The sequence below is a fragment of the Leifsonia sp. Root227 genome, from assembly GCF_001428745.1.
Taxonomy (GTDB): Bacteria; Actinomycetota; Actinomycetes; order Actinomycetales; family Microbacteriaceae; genus Leifsonia.
Window position 1 is genome coordinate 236761 of record NZ_LMIO01000002.1, and the last position, 12947, is coordinate 249707.

Below are 12947 nucleotides of genomic sequence, written 5' to 3' on the forward strand. Positions count from 1 at the left end.
CCCTGTCCGATCGCTGCGCCGGCCCTCACGCCACACGGCGTCCGCTCTTCGTCAGCGCGCGACGCTCCCACTGGAGGACCATGTCTCGTTCCGGTCAACGCACCAGCTCGTCGCGCCAGCAGCAGCGACGCAACCGCCACGCGAACAACGACGGGCTGATCCCCGTCCTCGCGCGCAAAGTGCGGGAGGTGGAGGCCAAGGCCGCTGACGGCAAGAAGCTCGGACCGACCAATCGCACCAAGTTCCAGGTCATCGCGTTCCTGATGCGCGAGGAGCGCGCGCGGGCGAAGTCCGACCCTGAGCTGAGCGACGCCGCGCGCGCCGAGCAGCTCAAACGGCTCGACGGCATCGCGACCATCCTCGCGAAGACCGCCGCGCGCGACACCTCGCTGATCTCTCTGCTGGAGAGCGAGTCGCCGCCGACCGCCACCGCGCAGACCATGCGCCGCGACTGGCTGCTCGAGTCCGGTACAGAGCTCACGCCGGACGACCTCATCATCACGGTGGAGCGGCCCGTCGCCAAGCAGGACAGCGTCATCACGCCGGAACTCGCCGAGAAGCAGGTCATCCCGCAGTCGGTGCGCGCCAGGCAGCTCTCCAACCCGTTTCTCGCCCCCGACTTCTCGAAGGCGACAGCGGCGCAGCCCGCCCCGCGGCGCCGCCTCGACTCGTGGGAGCTGCTCGGCCCCCTGTTCAAGTCGTTCGAGTACGGCTCAGGCGGCCAGGCGGCCAGCATGGACCTGCCGCCGGCGCCCGCGATCGACAGGTACTCGCCTCCCGGCCTGGAGCTGATGCACCACCAGGCGCGCTTCGTGGAGAGCGTCAGGCTCGGCCACCGCAGCTTCCTGCTCGCCGACGAGCCCGGCCTCGGCAAGACCGCCCAGTCGGTGCTCGCGGCGTCCGTCGTCGGCGCGTACCCGCTTCTCGCCGTCGTGCCGAACGTGGTCAAGATGAACTGGGCGCGCGAGGTCGAGCGTTGGACGCCGCACCGCAGGGCCACCGTCATCCACGGAGACGGCGAGGGGCTGGACGCATTCGCCGACGTCGTGATCGTCAACTACGAGGTCCTCGACAGGCACCTCGCCTGGCTCAGCACCCTGGGCTTCAAGGGCATGGTCGTCGACGAGGCGCACTTCATCAAGAACCTGCACTCGCAGCGTTCCAAATACGTTCTCGGGCTCGCCGACGCCATCAAGAAGACCGGCGACCCTCTGCTGCTCGCCCTCACCGGCACGCCGCTGATCAACGACATCGACGACTTCAAGGCCATCTGGCAGTTCCTCGGCTGGATCGACGGCAACAAGCCGTCGCCGGAACTCATGCAGAAGCTGGAGGAGACCGAGCTCACCCCGGCCGACTTCGGGTTCTACGCCGCGGCCCGCGAGGCGGTCATCGACATGGGCATCGTCCGCCGTCGCAAGCTCGACGTCGCCTCCGACCTGCCGAGCCGCCGCGTTGTCGACCTGCCCGTCGAGCTCGACGACGACCTCGGCCGCAGCATCCGTCAGGCGGAGAAGGAGCTGGCGGCGCGCCTCGTCGCGAAGTTCCGCCGCGCATCCGCCGCTGGTCGCCCCGACTCGTTCGACGGTGACGACGACGCGCATCGCACGCACCTCATCCGCCTCGTCGCCCAGTCGGAGCTGGAGGAGTCGAAGTCGGCCAAGAGCGGGGACAACGTCTTCACGATGGTCCGCAAGATCGGCCAGGCGAAGGCCGGGCTGGCGTCCGACTACGCCGCGCAGCTCGCGCGCTCGGTGGGCAAGGTGGTGTTCTTCGCCAAGCACATCGACGTGATGGACGCGGCGGAGGACGCCTTCGCCGCCCGCGACCTGAAGACGATCTCGATCCGCGGCGACCAGACCGCCATCGCGCGCCAGCGCGAGATCGACGCGTTCAACAACGATCCCGAGGTGTCTGTCGCGGTGTGCTCGCTGACCGCGGCGGGCGTCGGGCTCAACCTGCAGGCCGCATCCAACGTGGTGCTGGCCGAGCTGTCCTGGACGGCGGCGGAGCAGACGCAGGCAATCGACCGCGTGCACCGCATCGGTCAGGAGGAGCCGGTCACCGCGTGGCGCATCATCGCTGCGCAGACCATCGACTCGAAGATCGCGGAGCTCATCGACGCCAAGCAGGGCCTCGCCGCCCGTGCTCTCGACGGTTCGGACGTCGAGATCGGCTCCGCGGACTCCGTGCAGCTCGACGCCCTCATCCACCTGCTGGAGGATGCGCTCGGCTAGCGTGCGAATCGTGCGTCAGGCGATGTCGGCGTCGTCCGGGTCGAGCGGCACAGGGCGGTCGTCGTCGGGAACCAGCTCGTCGTCATCGTCGTCGGCGACGGGGAGGTCGTCTTCGTCGCGGACGTTCGGCGCAGGCTCGTAGTCGCCTTCCTGCTCCTCGCGGAAAGCGTCGAGGTCGTCGTCGCCGGGGCGCGTGTCGCTCTCGCTCATGCACCGAGGGTACCTCTCGCGCCGCCGGTGGTCGAGGGCAGATCGACGGGCGCCGCGCGTTCAGTCGAGCTCGAAGACGAAGGACGGCCCCCGCTCGTCGTGCAGGATGCGCGCGCTCCCCGCGAACCCGGAGAAGTCGCCCGTCCCTGTGCCAGGCACGATGTAGCCGAACGCCGAAGGATCGCCAGGGTGCTGCAGCGCGCCGTGGTGCACCGTGAACGACCCTGTGCGCCCGTCCGGCAGCGTTCCTGTCACCCGCTCGGCGGCGAGGTAGCCTCGGCTCTCCTCCGTGCCGGACGACACGAAGTGCGCCACCGACTCGCCGACCAGGCCATCCGTGTACGTCTTGCGCATGGTGATGCCGCCGACCCAGTCTCCGTCGATGCCTGGCAGGTCGGCCGGGTCCCATCCTGTGACGTCGAATCGGGCGGTGATCGTCTCGCGTTCGCTCATCTCTTCACGATAGACAGCGCTGCCGTCCTGGTCTGGAAATTTCGCGACAGAGCGAAACTGCACTAGACAGGGGGAATGCCCCAGCACTCTCAGGTGGAAATCGAACGGAAGTACGACGTCGACGAGAACACGGAGCCCCCGTTCCTGGTCGGCGTCGGCGCCGTGGCGACGGGGTCGAAGCCGGAGACGGCCGAACTCGTCGCCACGTACTTCGACACGGCCGACCTCGCTCTCGCGCACGCGAAGGTCGCCGTGCGCGTCCGCCGTGGAGGCGCAGACGAGGGCTGGCACGTCAAGCTGCCTGCGGAAGAGGGCCGCACGGAGCTGCACTGGGCGCTGACCGACGGCGACGATGTGCCGGCCGAGCTGATCGCATCCATCGGCCAGGTGGCTCCGGATGCACGGGTCGGCGACGCCCGGCTCGTCCCGATCGCGCGGGTGACCAACACCCGCACGACGGTGGTGCTGCAGGACGCGGCCGGGTTCGACCTCGCGGAATTCTGCGACGACCACGTGACAAGCGAGAACCTGCGCACCGGCGGAACGCAGACCTGGCGGGAGTGGGAGGTGGAGCTGCTGAGCGGCGCCCCCGACACGCGCTCCGGCCGCACGGCGCTGCTCGACGAGATCGAGGAGCGGGTGCTCGCGGCTGGCGCCGTGGTGTCGGCCAGCTCGTCCAAGCTGCAGCGCACCCTCGGGCTCTAGCCGCCCGCGCGCGTTGCGCACCGCTCGCACACGCCGATGCTGCCGTGCCGGGCGTTTTTGTGCTGACGACCGGCGTCAGGCATGATTCACAGGTAGCGAATATCACCCAGGGAGCAGCATTTTGAAGATCGGCATCCTCACCAGTGGCGGCGACTGTCCAGGACTGAACGCGGTCATCCGCGGCGCCGTCCTGAAAGGCGACCGCGCCCAGGGCACGGAGTTCGCCGGATTCCGCTACGGCTGGCGCGGCGTCGTCAACGGCGACATCATGCCGCTCGACCGCCACAGCGTGCGCGGACTCTCCCGTCAGGGCGGCACGATCCTCGGTTCCAGCCGCACCAATCCGTTCGAGGGCGACAACGGCGGCCCGGAGAACATCCAGCGCATGATGGACGAGAACGGCATCGACGCGATCATCGCCATCGGAGGCGAGGGCACGCTCACCGCGGCCCGCCGCCTGACCGACGCCGGACTCAAGATCGTCGGCGTTCCGAAGACCATCGACAACGACCTCGCCGCCACCGACTACTCGTTCGGTTTCGACACCGCCGTCGAGATCGCCACGGAGGCCATCGACCGCCTCCGCACCACGGCCGAATCGCACCAGCGCTGCATGGTGGTCGAGGTCATGGGCCGCCACGTCGGCTGGATCGCGCTGCACTCCGGCATGGCAGGGGGAGCGCACGCCATCCTCATCCCCGAGCAGCCGCAGTCGATCGAGCAGATCGTGGAGTGGGTCGAGTCGGTCCGCGACCGCGGAAGGGCGCCGGTCATCGTCGTCTCCGAGGGCTTCCACCTCGACACGATGGAGGAGGCGCACTCCCACAAGGGTTTGGATGCGTTCAACCGTCCGCGCCTCGGCGGAATCGGCGAGATGCTCGCCCCCATGATCGAGGAGCGCACCGGCATCGAGTCGCGAGCGACGGTGCTCGGCCACATGCAGCGCGGCGGCGTGCCGAGCGCGTACGACAGGGTGCTCGCCACGCGCCTCGGCATGGCGGCGGTCGACGCCGTCTACGAGGGACGCTGGGGCTCGATGGTGTCGCTGCGCGGCACGGACGTCGTCAACGTGTCGATCGCGGACGCCACGGGCGGTCTCAAGACGGTTCCGCAGGCGCGCTACGACGAGGCGGCGCTGCTCTTCGGCTGAGTTCGGGGCGCACCCCTGGCGGTCGCGGCAGCCGGAACTAGACTCCTCGTCACAGACGTAAGGAGTTCGTGTGCCCAGGTCCGTTCGATTCGACGAGTTCGGTTCCCGCGAAGTGCTCCACCTGGTCGAGACGGCGCGGCCGTGGCCGGGCGCTGGACAGCTCGTCGTGCGGGTGATGGCAGCCGGCCTCAACGCCATCGACGCCAAGGCGTTCCGGGATGAGCGGGTGGCGGCGCGCTTCGGCGTCACCGCGCCGAGCGGGCTCGGCCAGGACTTCGCCGGTTTCGTCGAAGAGGTGGGAGACGGCGTCACCGGCTTCACGGTCGGAGAGGCGGTGTTCGGGAGCGTGCCGTTCGCGACGTTCGCCGACTTCGTGGTGGTCCACGCCGACGGCGCCGTGCTGCACAAGCCGGACCCGCTCACCTTCGAGGTGGCCGGGTCGCTGGCGACGGTGGGCCGGACGGCGATGGCGACCACCGCATCCCTCAGGTTGCGCGAGCACGACACCGTGCTCGTGAGCGCGGTCGCAGGAGGAGTCGGCGTGCTGGCCGCCCAGCTCGCCGTGCGCGCCGGCGCGACGGTGATCGGGACGGCGAGCGAGGTGCACCACGACTACCTCGAGGGGCTGGGCGTCGTGCCGGTGACATACGGCGACGGCCTGGCCGACCGCATCAGGGACGTGCTGGACGGCGACAGGATCACCGCCGTGCTCGACAATCACGGTGCGGAGACGATCGAGGCGGCCCTGGAGCTCGGCGTGCCCGTCGACCGCATCAACACGATCGCCGCGTTCGGTCCCGCCGCCCACGGTGCGCGAACGGTCGGCGGCTCGGCGGCGGGGAACGCCGAGCTCGCAGAGATCGCGGCCATGCTCGCCGAGGACGAATGCCTGCTGCCGATCGACTCGATCTTCCCGATCGAGCGCGTCGCCGAGGCGTTCGCCAGGCTCGAGGCAGGGCACGTGCGCGGGAAGATCGTGCTGGTCACCGACTGACGGCCGATGTGGGCCGCACCCGGTGGATGCGCTCGCCAGCACCCTGGGAATCGCGGGGAAGGACGCCTAGACTCGCGGACATGGTCTTCCCGCTGAGCGTCAGGAGCATCCGATGATCGCCGACGACACCGCACGCCTTCTCCGTGCAGCAGGGCTCCGCTGGCGGCCCCAGTCAGGGGACACCTTCGCGATCGACCGCGAGGAGCTGGCAGGCGACCGGTTCACCGTGAGCGACATGACCATCGAACCGCACGAGTTTGACACCGGCACCATACTCGGCTTCAACGGCACCACCGAGTGGGCGCTCGACTCGCTGGCCGTGGAGGACGCGCTCTGGATCCCGCGCGAGGACCAGCTGCGCGAGCTGCTCGGCGGCGCCTTCCGGCATCTCGCGCGCACCGACGACGGCTACCGGGTGACCATCCTGCTCGGCGGAGACGAGCGGCAGTTCGAGGACGAGGATGCGGCCACGGCGTACGCGCAGGCGCTGCTGTCGTTGATCGGCGCGTCGGTCTCCTAGCGAGGCCAGCGCGCGGCTCAGGGCGGCTGGCGCGGCTCAGACGCGGCTCAGGCGAAGATCGACGCGTCCAGCTCCGCCACGCTGCGCACCCCGGCGAGCCCCAGCGTGTTGTCGAGCTCCGCGATCGTATTCCTCAGCAGCTCGCGCACTCCGGCCTCTCCCGCGATGGCGAGAGCGTACACGTACGGCCGCCCGATGGCGACGGCGCGGGCGCCGAGCGCGAGCGCGACCACGGCGTCGGCTCCGCTGCGCACGCCGCTGTCGAACAGCACGGGGATGCGGCCGGCCACCGCCTCGACGACACGGGGGAGCGCATCCAGAGCCGGCTGCTCGTTGTCGAGCTGACGTCCGCCGTGCGTCGACACCTGCACGGCGTCCATGCCTGCGTCGACGGCGCGGGAGGCGTCATCGGGATGCAGGATGCCCTTGAGCACGATCGGCAGGGTCGTGCGCTCGCGCAGGAACGCCAGGTCGGCCCAGGTCAGGGCCGGGTTCGCGAAGACCTCAAGGAACGTCTCGATGGCGGCGAGCGGCTCGGGCGAGCGCAGATTGTCGCGCAGCCGGCCGGGGTGGTGCCGCAGGATGCTCGCGAACGAGGCGACGGTGGCGGGAGTCAGCGGCGTGCGCGCGCGTGGACCGCTCGCGGCGATGCGCTCGCGCACCAGGCGTCGGAACACCGGATCGCTCGTGTATTGCGCGATGCCCCTGCCGCGGCTGAACGGCAGGTAGCCGAGGTCGAGGTCCCGCGGCCGCCAGCCGAGAACGTGGGTGTCCAGCGTGACCACGATCGCCTCGCAGCCGGACGCCTCCGCCCGGGAGACCAGGCTCTCGACCAGCTCGTCCGACGAGCTCCAGTAGAGCTGGAACCAGCGGCTCGCGCCGGGGGACACCGCGTCCATCGCGGAGGCGACCTGCTCCATCGGCGTCGATGCCTGGTTGGAGAGCACGGCGGGGGATGCCGAGCGCTGCTGCGGCTCGTGCTGCTCCCGCGTCCGCCGATGGATGCGCGAGATCGAGCACTCCGATCGGCGCGAGCAGCAGCGGGGTCGGCCTCTGCGTGCCGAACAGCTCGATGCCGAGGTCGCGCGACGAGACGTCGCGGAGCACGCGCGGCACGATCCGGTGATCGCCGAACGCCGCGGTGTCCGCCAGGTCGGTGCGCTCCAGCCCAGCAGAGCCCGCGACGTACGCGAACGCCGCCCTGGACATGCGGCGCTCCGCCGCCCGCTCGAGCGCGGGGAAACCGACAGCGATGCGCGGGGTGCGGCCGGAGACGCCCGCCCGGTAGATGGCGGACTGGGCATCGCGGCCGACGCTGGATGGCATGGCAACATTCTGCACCGTGGCCGAGAGTCGGCGGGGCCGAGAGCAGTCGTGGCGGAGAGTCGGCGAGGCGGCGGGTCGGCTGGTCGGCGTGCCGTCAGCGGCCGGTCTGTGCTGCCCGCGCGGTTCAGCGGCCGCGGCGCGGCTTGCGCGAACGCGCGACGGGGCGCTTGCCCTGCTTCGCGCCTGGGCGGTTCTGGCTCTTCGTCGCGCGCGGGGCCTTCTTGGCGTCCTGCTTGGCGGCGTCCGCCTGCGCGGCGGCGACGTCGGGGTTCCGGGAGCTGTGGGCGGTGCGGCCGCGGACGATGCCGATGAACTCGTCGACCAGCTCGTGCTGTGCATCCCGTGGCCAGGCGAGGCCGACCCTGCTGGGCTCCGCGTCCTCCAGCGTCATCGCCACCACGTCTTTGCGACGCAGCGCCTTCGCCACCGACTGTGGCACGACGGCGATGCCGTCGCCCGCCGCGATGCTGCGGAACATCGCCTCCGACGGCACGCCGTCGATGCGCGGCTGGTCGTCGAGGTCGGCCAGGTGCAGCTTCTTCTCCAGGGTGAGCAGGTGCTCGTGGTGCATCGCGACCACGATGTCCTCCGCGTACAGCGGGATCAGGTGCAGGCCGTCCGTGTCGACGGGCTCGCGCACGAACGCCATGTCAGCGCCGCCCGTCTCGATGGCGTCGCGCTGCTCCGCGTCTGCCACGCGGGTCACGACGAGCTGCACCTCCGGGTGCCGCTGCTCGAAGACGCGGGTCCATTTGCCGACGGTCACGCCGAGGGGGAAGACGATCGTGAACGTAGACGGCATCCTCCGAGGGTAGCGAACGGATACCCTTGAAACCATGAGCGCCCAGAAGAAGCCCCAGACGATGAAGGCGGCGACCGCCGCGAAGAAGCTGGGGATCTACCTCCCGGCCGCCCCAGCAGAGTTCCAGGACGGCGAGATCAGCCGCACCGAGTTCGACGAGCTCGCCGCCAACCCGCCGGAGTGGCTGGCGACGCTGCGTGCGGATGGACCGCATCCACGGGATGTTGTCGCCCACAAGCTCGGCGTCTCCAACTCCGGTCTCGCCCGCGGCGGCGTCACGGAGGCGCTCACCACCGCCCAGATCAAGGCGCTCCTGGAGGAGCCTCCTGCGTGGCTCGTCACAGAGCGCGCTACGCAGGCCGCCGTGCACGCGGAGAACGCGCGCGTCAAGGCCCGCAACGCCGAGCGCGCGGCGCGCACCGACTGAGCGCAGCTCTCAGTTCGAGCCGGATGCGTCGCCCCCGGCGCCGCCGCTCGCTTCACCGGAGCGCGCGGCCCTGCTTCCAGCACCGGAGCGAGCCGCCGCCCTGCCGATGACCTCCGGTCCCGTGACGAGGGCGCGGCGCCACGGCGCGACGCCGTCGATCTCGATCTGCAGGGAGAAGCTCAGCACGGTCCTGATGAGGACGATCAGCGCGAGCACCAGGGCGTCGGTGAGGGACGGCGTCGACGTGACCGTCCTGACCAGGTCGGCGGCCACCAGGACCTCCAGGCCGAGCAGGATCACGCCGCCGAAGCTCTGCCTGAGCGTCGTGAAGGCGGTCGCGCCGCTGCGCGACACCACCCAGGCGCGGATCGCGATGCCGACGGCGACGACGAACCCGATGGCCATCGCGCTGACGCCGACCACCTCGAAGGCGATGGCGATGGTCTCGAAGAAGGCGTGACCTGACATGTCAGGACACGTGGACGGCTGGTCGGCGCTTGACGTCGCGCTCCGCCTCGCGGAGCACCTCGCGGGTGACGGGCGCGACCTCGCCGACGCCGGTGATGAGGAAGCGGAACATGTTGGAGATGGGGTTGCCCTCCGTCCACTCGAAATAGATCGTTGGCACGATCCCTGTCACGTCGCGGATCTCCAGCAGCACGGCCGCGATCGTGTTCGGCACGTTTCCCGCCTTCACCTGCAGCACCCGGTAGCCGTGCTTGACCACGCCGTGCACCACCAGGTCCTCCTCGAAGTCGGAGGAGTCGGAGCGGTAGACCTCGATGAAGATGGTGCGCGAGCGCTGCGGGATGTGGCTGAACTTGCGCTCGTCCTTGTTCTTCTGCTCGTACTCCGTGTTGGTGTCGACGTCCGGTTCGTGCGAGATGATGCGGATCTCGCCCTCCTCCGCGTCTTCGAGCACGAAGTCGAGCGCTGTCACGTCGAGCGTCACGCTCGTCGCCCTGAGCTGGAACGAGCGGCCGATGCGGGACACGATCGAGATGGTGAGGATACCGATGATGAACAGGCTTGCGATGCGCAGGCCGTCCGGCCGCTCGAAGATGTTGGCGATGGTCGTGTAGACGAAGATCGCGGTGATGATCGCGAACGCGATCGTCCGTTTCCGCTGCTTCTTCCTGAGCGCCGACAGCGTGACGGCGAGGGAGGCGGAGGTGATCAGCACGAGCACGCCTGTCGCGTATGCGCCGCCCTGCGCATCCACGCCGGCCTGGAAGACGAGCGTGATGATGAACGCGATGAGCGTGAACACCAGCACCAGCGGCCGCACGGCGCGCGCCCACTGCGGCGCCATGCCGTAGCGCGGCAGGTAGCGCGGCACCAGGTTGAGGAGGCCGGCCATCGCCGACGCCCCGGCGAACCACAGGATGAGGATGGTGCTGAGGTCGTAGACGGAGCCGAAGACGCTGCCCAGGTATTCGTGCGCCAGGTAGGCGAGCGCGCGCCCGTTAGCCTGGCCGCCGGACTGGAACTCCTTCTGCGGGATCAGCAGCGTGGTGGTGAAGCTCGACGTGATCAGGAAGCAGCTCATGATGATGGCCGCCGTGGTCAGCAGGCGACCGGCGCCCCGGATGCGCCCCTGCGGGTGCTCGGGGTCGTCGTCCGGCTTGCCCTTGATCTGCGGCATCACGGCGACCCCGGTCTCGAAGCCGGACAGGCCGAGGGCGAGCCGGGGGAAGACGAGCAGCGCGATGGCGATGACCATCAGCGGATCGCCGTGCTGCGTGTTCAGCGCCTGCCACCAGTCGTCGATGGCGCTGACGTGCTGGAACACCTCGACGATGGAGGTGCCGACCACGATCACGTTCAGGGCGAGATACACCGCGACCAGCACGACGGCGATGCCGATGGCCTCCTTGAAGCCTTTCAGGAACACCGCACCGAGCAGGGCGAGCAGGAACAGCGTGATGCCGACCTGGTTGCCGTGGAACCACGACGGCGTGAACGGGTTCTCGATCGCGTGCGCCGTGGCGTCGGCCGCCGAGAGGGTGATCGTGATCATGAAGTCGGTGGCGGCGAAGCCGAGCAGCACGAGCACGAAGAGCTTGCCTGCCCACCAGGGCAGCAGCCGCTCGAGCATCGCGATCGAGCCTGACCCCTTGAAGCTCTCACGCGCGACCCTGCGATACACCGGCAGCGCACCGAGCAGGGTGAGGGCGACGAGCACGAGGGTCGCGAACGGCGAGACCACGCCGGCGGCGAGGGCGGCGATGGCGGGCTGGTAGCCGAGGGTGGAGAAGTAGTCGACGCCGGTGAGGCACATGACCTGCCACCAGGAGTGCTGCCGTTCCGGCTTCCTGCCGTGCGGCCCCTGGTGCGTCCCGCGCTCGTCGACCAGGCCGGAGAGCAGCCAGTGCCGGAACGCCCCGCCGCTCGACCGGGGCTGGGGCTCGTGCGCCTGCCCGGGAGCTGGGGCGGGGCTGGTCGGCGTCTGCTCCGCAGAAGTGCTGGACATCGAGTTCCTTCGTTCTCGCGCAGAACGTCGCGCAACTGAATTGTACGCATCAGGAGATCGCGCCACCGCGCGCGAATGACGCCGAATCAGCGGGTTTCGCCGATCGTTACCAAGCCGAGGTGCGGTAGTCCTTGAGGAACACTCCGTAGAGGTCTTCTCCGGCCTCTCCGCGCACGATCGGGTCGTACACGCGGGCCGCTCCGTCGACGAGGTCGAGCGGGGCGTGGAAGCCCTCCTCCGCCAGGCGCACCTTGGTGTAGTGCGGTCGCTCGTCGGTGATCCAGCCGGTGTCGACGGCCGTCATCAGGATGCGGTCGGTCTCGAACATCTCGCCTGCGCTGGTGCGGGTGAGCATGTTGAGCGCCGCCTTCGCCATGTTGGTGTGCGGGTGGCCTGGGCCCTTGTACCTGCGGCCGAAAACGCCCTCCATCGCGGAGACGTTGACGATGTACGCGCGTCCCGTGCCTGTTTCCGTGCCGGTCGCTGCCGCCATGGATGCGCGCAGCCTGCTGATCAGCAGGAACGGCGCCGTGGTGTTGCAGAGCTGCACCTCGAGCATCTCCAGCGGGTCCACATCCTGGACCGCCTGCGTCCAGCTGTTGACGGTGTGCACGTCCGGCACCAGACCGCCCGCGTCGATCGCGCTGCCGTCGGCGTGCTTGGCGAGCGACGACGAGCCTGGCGCCATCGCGAGCGCTGCGAGTTCGTCCGCGGTCAGCGCCGACGGGCCGGCGAGCTCGGCGACCGTGCCCGCGACGTGCGCGGCCGACAGCAGGGGATGCGCGGCGACGGACGCCTCGAGCGCGTGCGGGTGCGGGTCCGCCGTGTGACCGAACGTCTCCATCTCCGGCAGCGGGCCGTCCGGCAGCGGCTGCGTCTCCGCCTCGGCGAGGAGAGAGTACGCGCCGGCCGAACGGCGGACGGTCTGCGCCGCGTTGTTGATGAGGATGTCGAGCGGGCCGTGCGCGGCAACGGAGTCTGCCAGCGCGATCACCTGGGCGGGGTCGCGCAGGTCGATGCCGACGACGCGGAGGCGGTGCAGCCACTCTCCGGAGTCCGGAAGCTGGGAGAACCGGCGGACTGCATCCCTGGGGAACCGGGTGGTGATGGTGAGGTGCGCGCCGTCGCGCAGCAGGCGCAGCGCGATGTGCATCCCGATCTTGGCGCGGCCCCCGGTGAGGAGGGCGCGCTTGCCGGTGAGGTCGGTGCGGGCATTGCGCTTGGCGTGGCTGATGGCAGCGCAGTCCGGGCAGAGCTGGTGGTAGAAGGCGTCGACCAGCGTGTAGTGCTGTTTGCAGATGTAGCAGGCGCGCGACTTCAGCAGGGTGCCTGCGCTCGCACCCTCCGCACTGGTGGAGAGGTCGAGCCCGCGGGTCTCGTCGTCGATGCGGTCCGGTGCTCCGGTGGCGGTGGCGGCGACGACGGCCTTGTCCGCCTCTGCGACGGCGCGGCGGATCTCCTTGCGCCTGGCCTGCTTGACGGCCTTGAACATGTGCGCGGTCGCGCGGCGGACGGTGATGAAGTCCGGGTGCTCCTCGTCGAGCTCGTGCAGGTTCTCGAGCACGCGCAGGGCCGCGGCGAGGTCGGCGGGGTCGACGCGCGGCGCGTCGGGGGAATCGAGCGGGGAGGAGTCGGGGAGCACCGGAGAAT

General features: G+C 69.9%; 13 protein-coding genes and 1 pseudogene. 6 read left to right on the forward strand and 8 right to left on the reverse strand.

Translation table 11 applies throughout. The features are described from left to right. Positions 1–80: 80 nt before the first annotated feature. The gene (locus ASE16_RS06040; protein ID WP_055892266.1) at positions 81–2237 is read left to right on the forward strand and encodes a DEAD/DEAH box helicase; all 2157 of its coding nucleotides are present in this window, start codon (positions 81–83) and stop codon (positions 2235–2237) included. Positions 2238–2252: 15 nt separating this feature from the next. On the opposite strand, the gene ASE16_RS06045 is transcribed toward ASE16_RS06040, so the two are convergent. Both ASE16_RS06045 and ASE16_RS06050 read right to left on the reverse strand, forming a co-directional pair. Continuing rightward, positions 2253–2447, reverse strand: a complete 195-nt coding sequence (locus tag ASE16_RS06045) for a hypothetical protein (RefSeq protein WP_055892270.1) — start codon at positions 2445–2447, stop codon at positions 2253–2255. A gap of 60 nt (positions 2448–2507) precedes the next feature. After that, positions 2508–2900, reverse strand: a complete 393-nt coding sequence (locus ASE16_RS06050) for a DUF3224 domain-containing protein (RefSeq protein ID WP_055892272.1) — start codon at positions 2898–2900, stop codon at positions 2508–2510. A gap of 75 nt (positions 2901–2975) precedes the next feature. Between ASE16_RS06050 and ASE16_RS06055 the strand changes: the two genes are divergently transcribed. The 4 genes from ASE16_RS06055 to ASE16_RS06070 all read left to right on the forward strand — a co-directional run bounded on the left by ASE16_RS06055 (position 2976) and on the right by ASE16_RS06070 (position 6269). Next, the gene (locus tag ASE16_RS06055; protein WP_055892275.1) at positions 2976–3605 is read left to right on the forward strand and encodes a CYTH domain-containing protein; all 630 of its coding nucleotides are present in this window, start codon (positions 2976–2978) and stop codon (positions 3603–3605) included. Between the two features lie 121 nt (positions 3606–3726). After that, positions 3727–4755 carry a 6-phosphofructokinase gene (locus ASE16_RS06060; protein WP_055892278.1) on the forward strand — a complete coding sequence of 343 codons (1029 nt, stop codon included), beginning with the start codon at positions 3727–3729 and terminating at the stop codon, positions 4753–4755. Positions 4756–4825: 70 nt separating this feature from the next. Then, positions 4826–5749 carry an NADP-dependent oxidoreductase gene (locus tag ASE16_RS06065; protein ID WP_055892282.1) on the forward strand — a complete coding sequence of 308 codons (924 nt, stop codon included), beginning with the start codon at positions 4826–4828 and terminating at the stop codon, positions 5747–5749. 112 nt (positions 5750–5861) lie between these two features. Beyond that, a complete protein-coding gene (locus tag ASE16_RS06070) occupies positions 5862–6269 on the forward strand; it encodes a hypothetical protein (protein ID WP_055892284.1) in 408 nt (135 codons plus the stop codon). Positions 6270–6316: 47 nt separating this feature from the next. Here the strand turns inward: ASE16_RS06070 and ASE16_RS06075 are convergent, their stop codons facing one another. The 3 genes and pseudogenes from ASE16_RS06075 to ASE16_RS06080 form a co-directional block, all read right to left on the reverse strand. Continuing rightward, positions 6317–7216: an alpha-hydroxy-acid oxidizing protein gene (locus ASE16_RS06075; RefSeq protein ID WP_321164229.1), complete on the reverse strand. Its 900-nt coding sequence runs from the start codon at positions 7214–7216 to the stop codon at positions 6317–6319. A gap of 64 nt (positions 7217–7280) precedes the next feature. Beyond that, positions 7281–7595 (reverse strand): annotated as a pseudogene (locus ASE16_RS20310) (alpha-hydroxy-acid oxidizing protein); the annotation flags it as partial. A gap of 124 nt (positions 7596–7719) precedes the next feature. Next, on the reverse strand, positions 7720–8397 hold the full coding sequence (locus ASE16_RS06080) for a LysR family substrate-binding domain-containing protein (RefSeq protein WP_055892288.1): 678 nt from the start codon (positions 8395–8397) through the stop codon (positions 7720–7722). A 34-nt stretch (positions 8398–8431) separates the two neighbouring features. On the opposite strand from ASE16_RS06080, the gene ASE16_RS06085 reads away from it, so the two are divergent. After that, a complete protein-coding gene (locus tag ASE16_RS06085; RefSeq protein WP_055892291.1) occupies positions 8432–8824 on the forward strand; it encodes a DUF5997 family protein in 393 nt (130 codons plus the stop codon). Positions 8825–8833: 9 nt separating this feature from the next. Here ASE16_RS06085 and ASE16_RS06090 read toward each other — a convergent pair whose 3' ends face one another. The 3 genes from ASE16_RS06090 to ASE16_RS06100 form a co-directional block, all read right to left on the reverse strand. Further along, the gene (locus ASE16_RS06090; RefSeq protein WP_055892292.1) at positions 8834–9292 is read right to left on the reverse strand and encodes a DUF1622 domain-containing protein; all 459 of its coding nucleotides are present in this window, start codon (positions 9290–9292) and stop codon (positions 8834–8836) included. Between the two features lies 1 nt (position 9293). Beyond that, the gene (locus ASE16_RS06095; protein WP_055892294.1) at positions 9294–11297 is read right to left on the reverse strand and encodes a hypothetical protein; all 2004 of its coding nucleotides are present in this window, start codon (positions 11295–11297) and stop codon (positions 9294–9296) included. A gap of 106 nt (positions 11298–11403) precedes the next feature. Continuing rightward, positions 11404–12939, reverse strand: a complete 1536-nt coding sequence (locus tag ASE16_RS06100; protein ID WP_055892299.1) for an SDR family NAD(P)-dependent oxidoreductase — start codon at positions 12937–12939, stop codon at positions 11404–11406. Positions 12940–12947 lie beyond the last annotated feature (8 nt).

Bases quoted from the DNA above. Each gene is read 5' to 3' on its own strand.
- ASE16_RS06050 (WP_055892272.1), bottom strand. From the start codon at position 2,900: ATGAGCGAACGCGAGACGATCACCGCCCGATTCGACGTCACAGGATGG.
- ASE16_RS06080 (WP_055892288.1), bottom strand. From the start codon at position 8,397: ATGCCGTCTACGTTCACGATCGTCTTCCCCCTCGGCGTGACCGTCGGC.
- ASE16_RS06040 (WP_055892266.1), top strand. From the start codon at position 81: ATGTCTCGTTCCGGTCAACGCACCAGCTCGTCGCGCCAGCAGCAGCGA.
- ASE16_RS06055 (WP_055892275.1), top strand. From the start codon at position 2,976: ATGCCCCAGCACTCTCAGGTGGAAATCGAACGGAAGTACGACGTCGAC.
- ASE16_RS06085 (WP_055892291.1), top strand. From the start codon at position 8,432: ATGAGCGCCCAGAAGAAGCCCCAGACGATGAAGGCGGCGACCGCCGCG.
- ASE16_RS06070 (WP_055892284.1), top strand. From the start codon at position 5,862: ATGATCGCCGACGACACCGCACGCCTTCTCCGTGCAGCAGGGCTCCGC.
- ASE16_RS06095 (WP_055892294.1), bottom strand. From the start codon at position 11,297: ATGTCCAGCACTTCTGCGGAGCAGACGCCGACCAGCCCCGCCCCAGCT.
- ASE16_RS06090 (WP_055892292.1), bottom strand. From the start codon at position 9,292: ATGTCAGGTCACGCCTTCTTCGAGACCATCGCCATCGCCTTCGAGGTG.
- ASE16_RS06045 (WP_055892270.1), bottom strand. From the start codon at position 2,447: ATGAGCGAGAGCGACACGCGCCCCGGCGACGACGACCTCGACGCTTTC.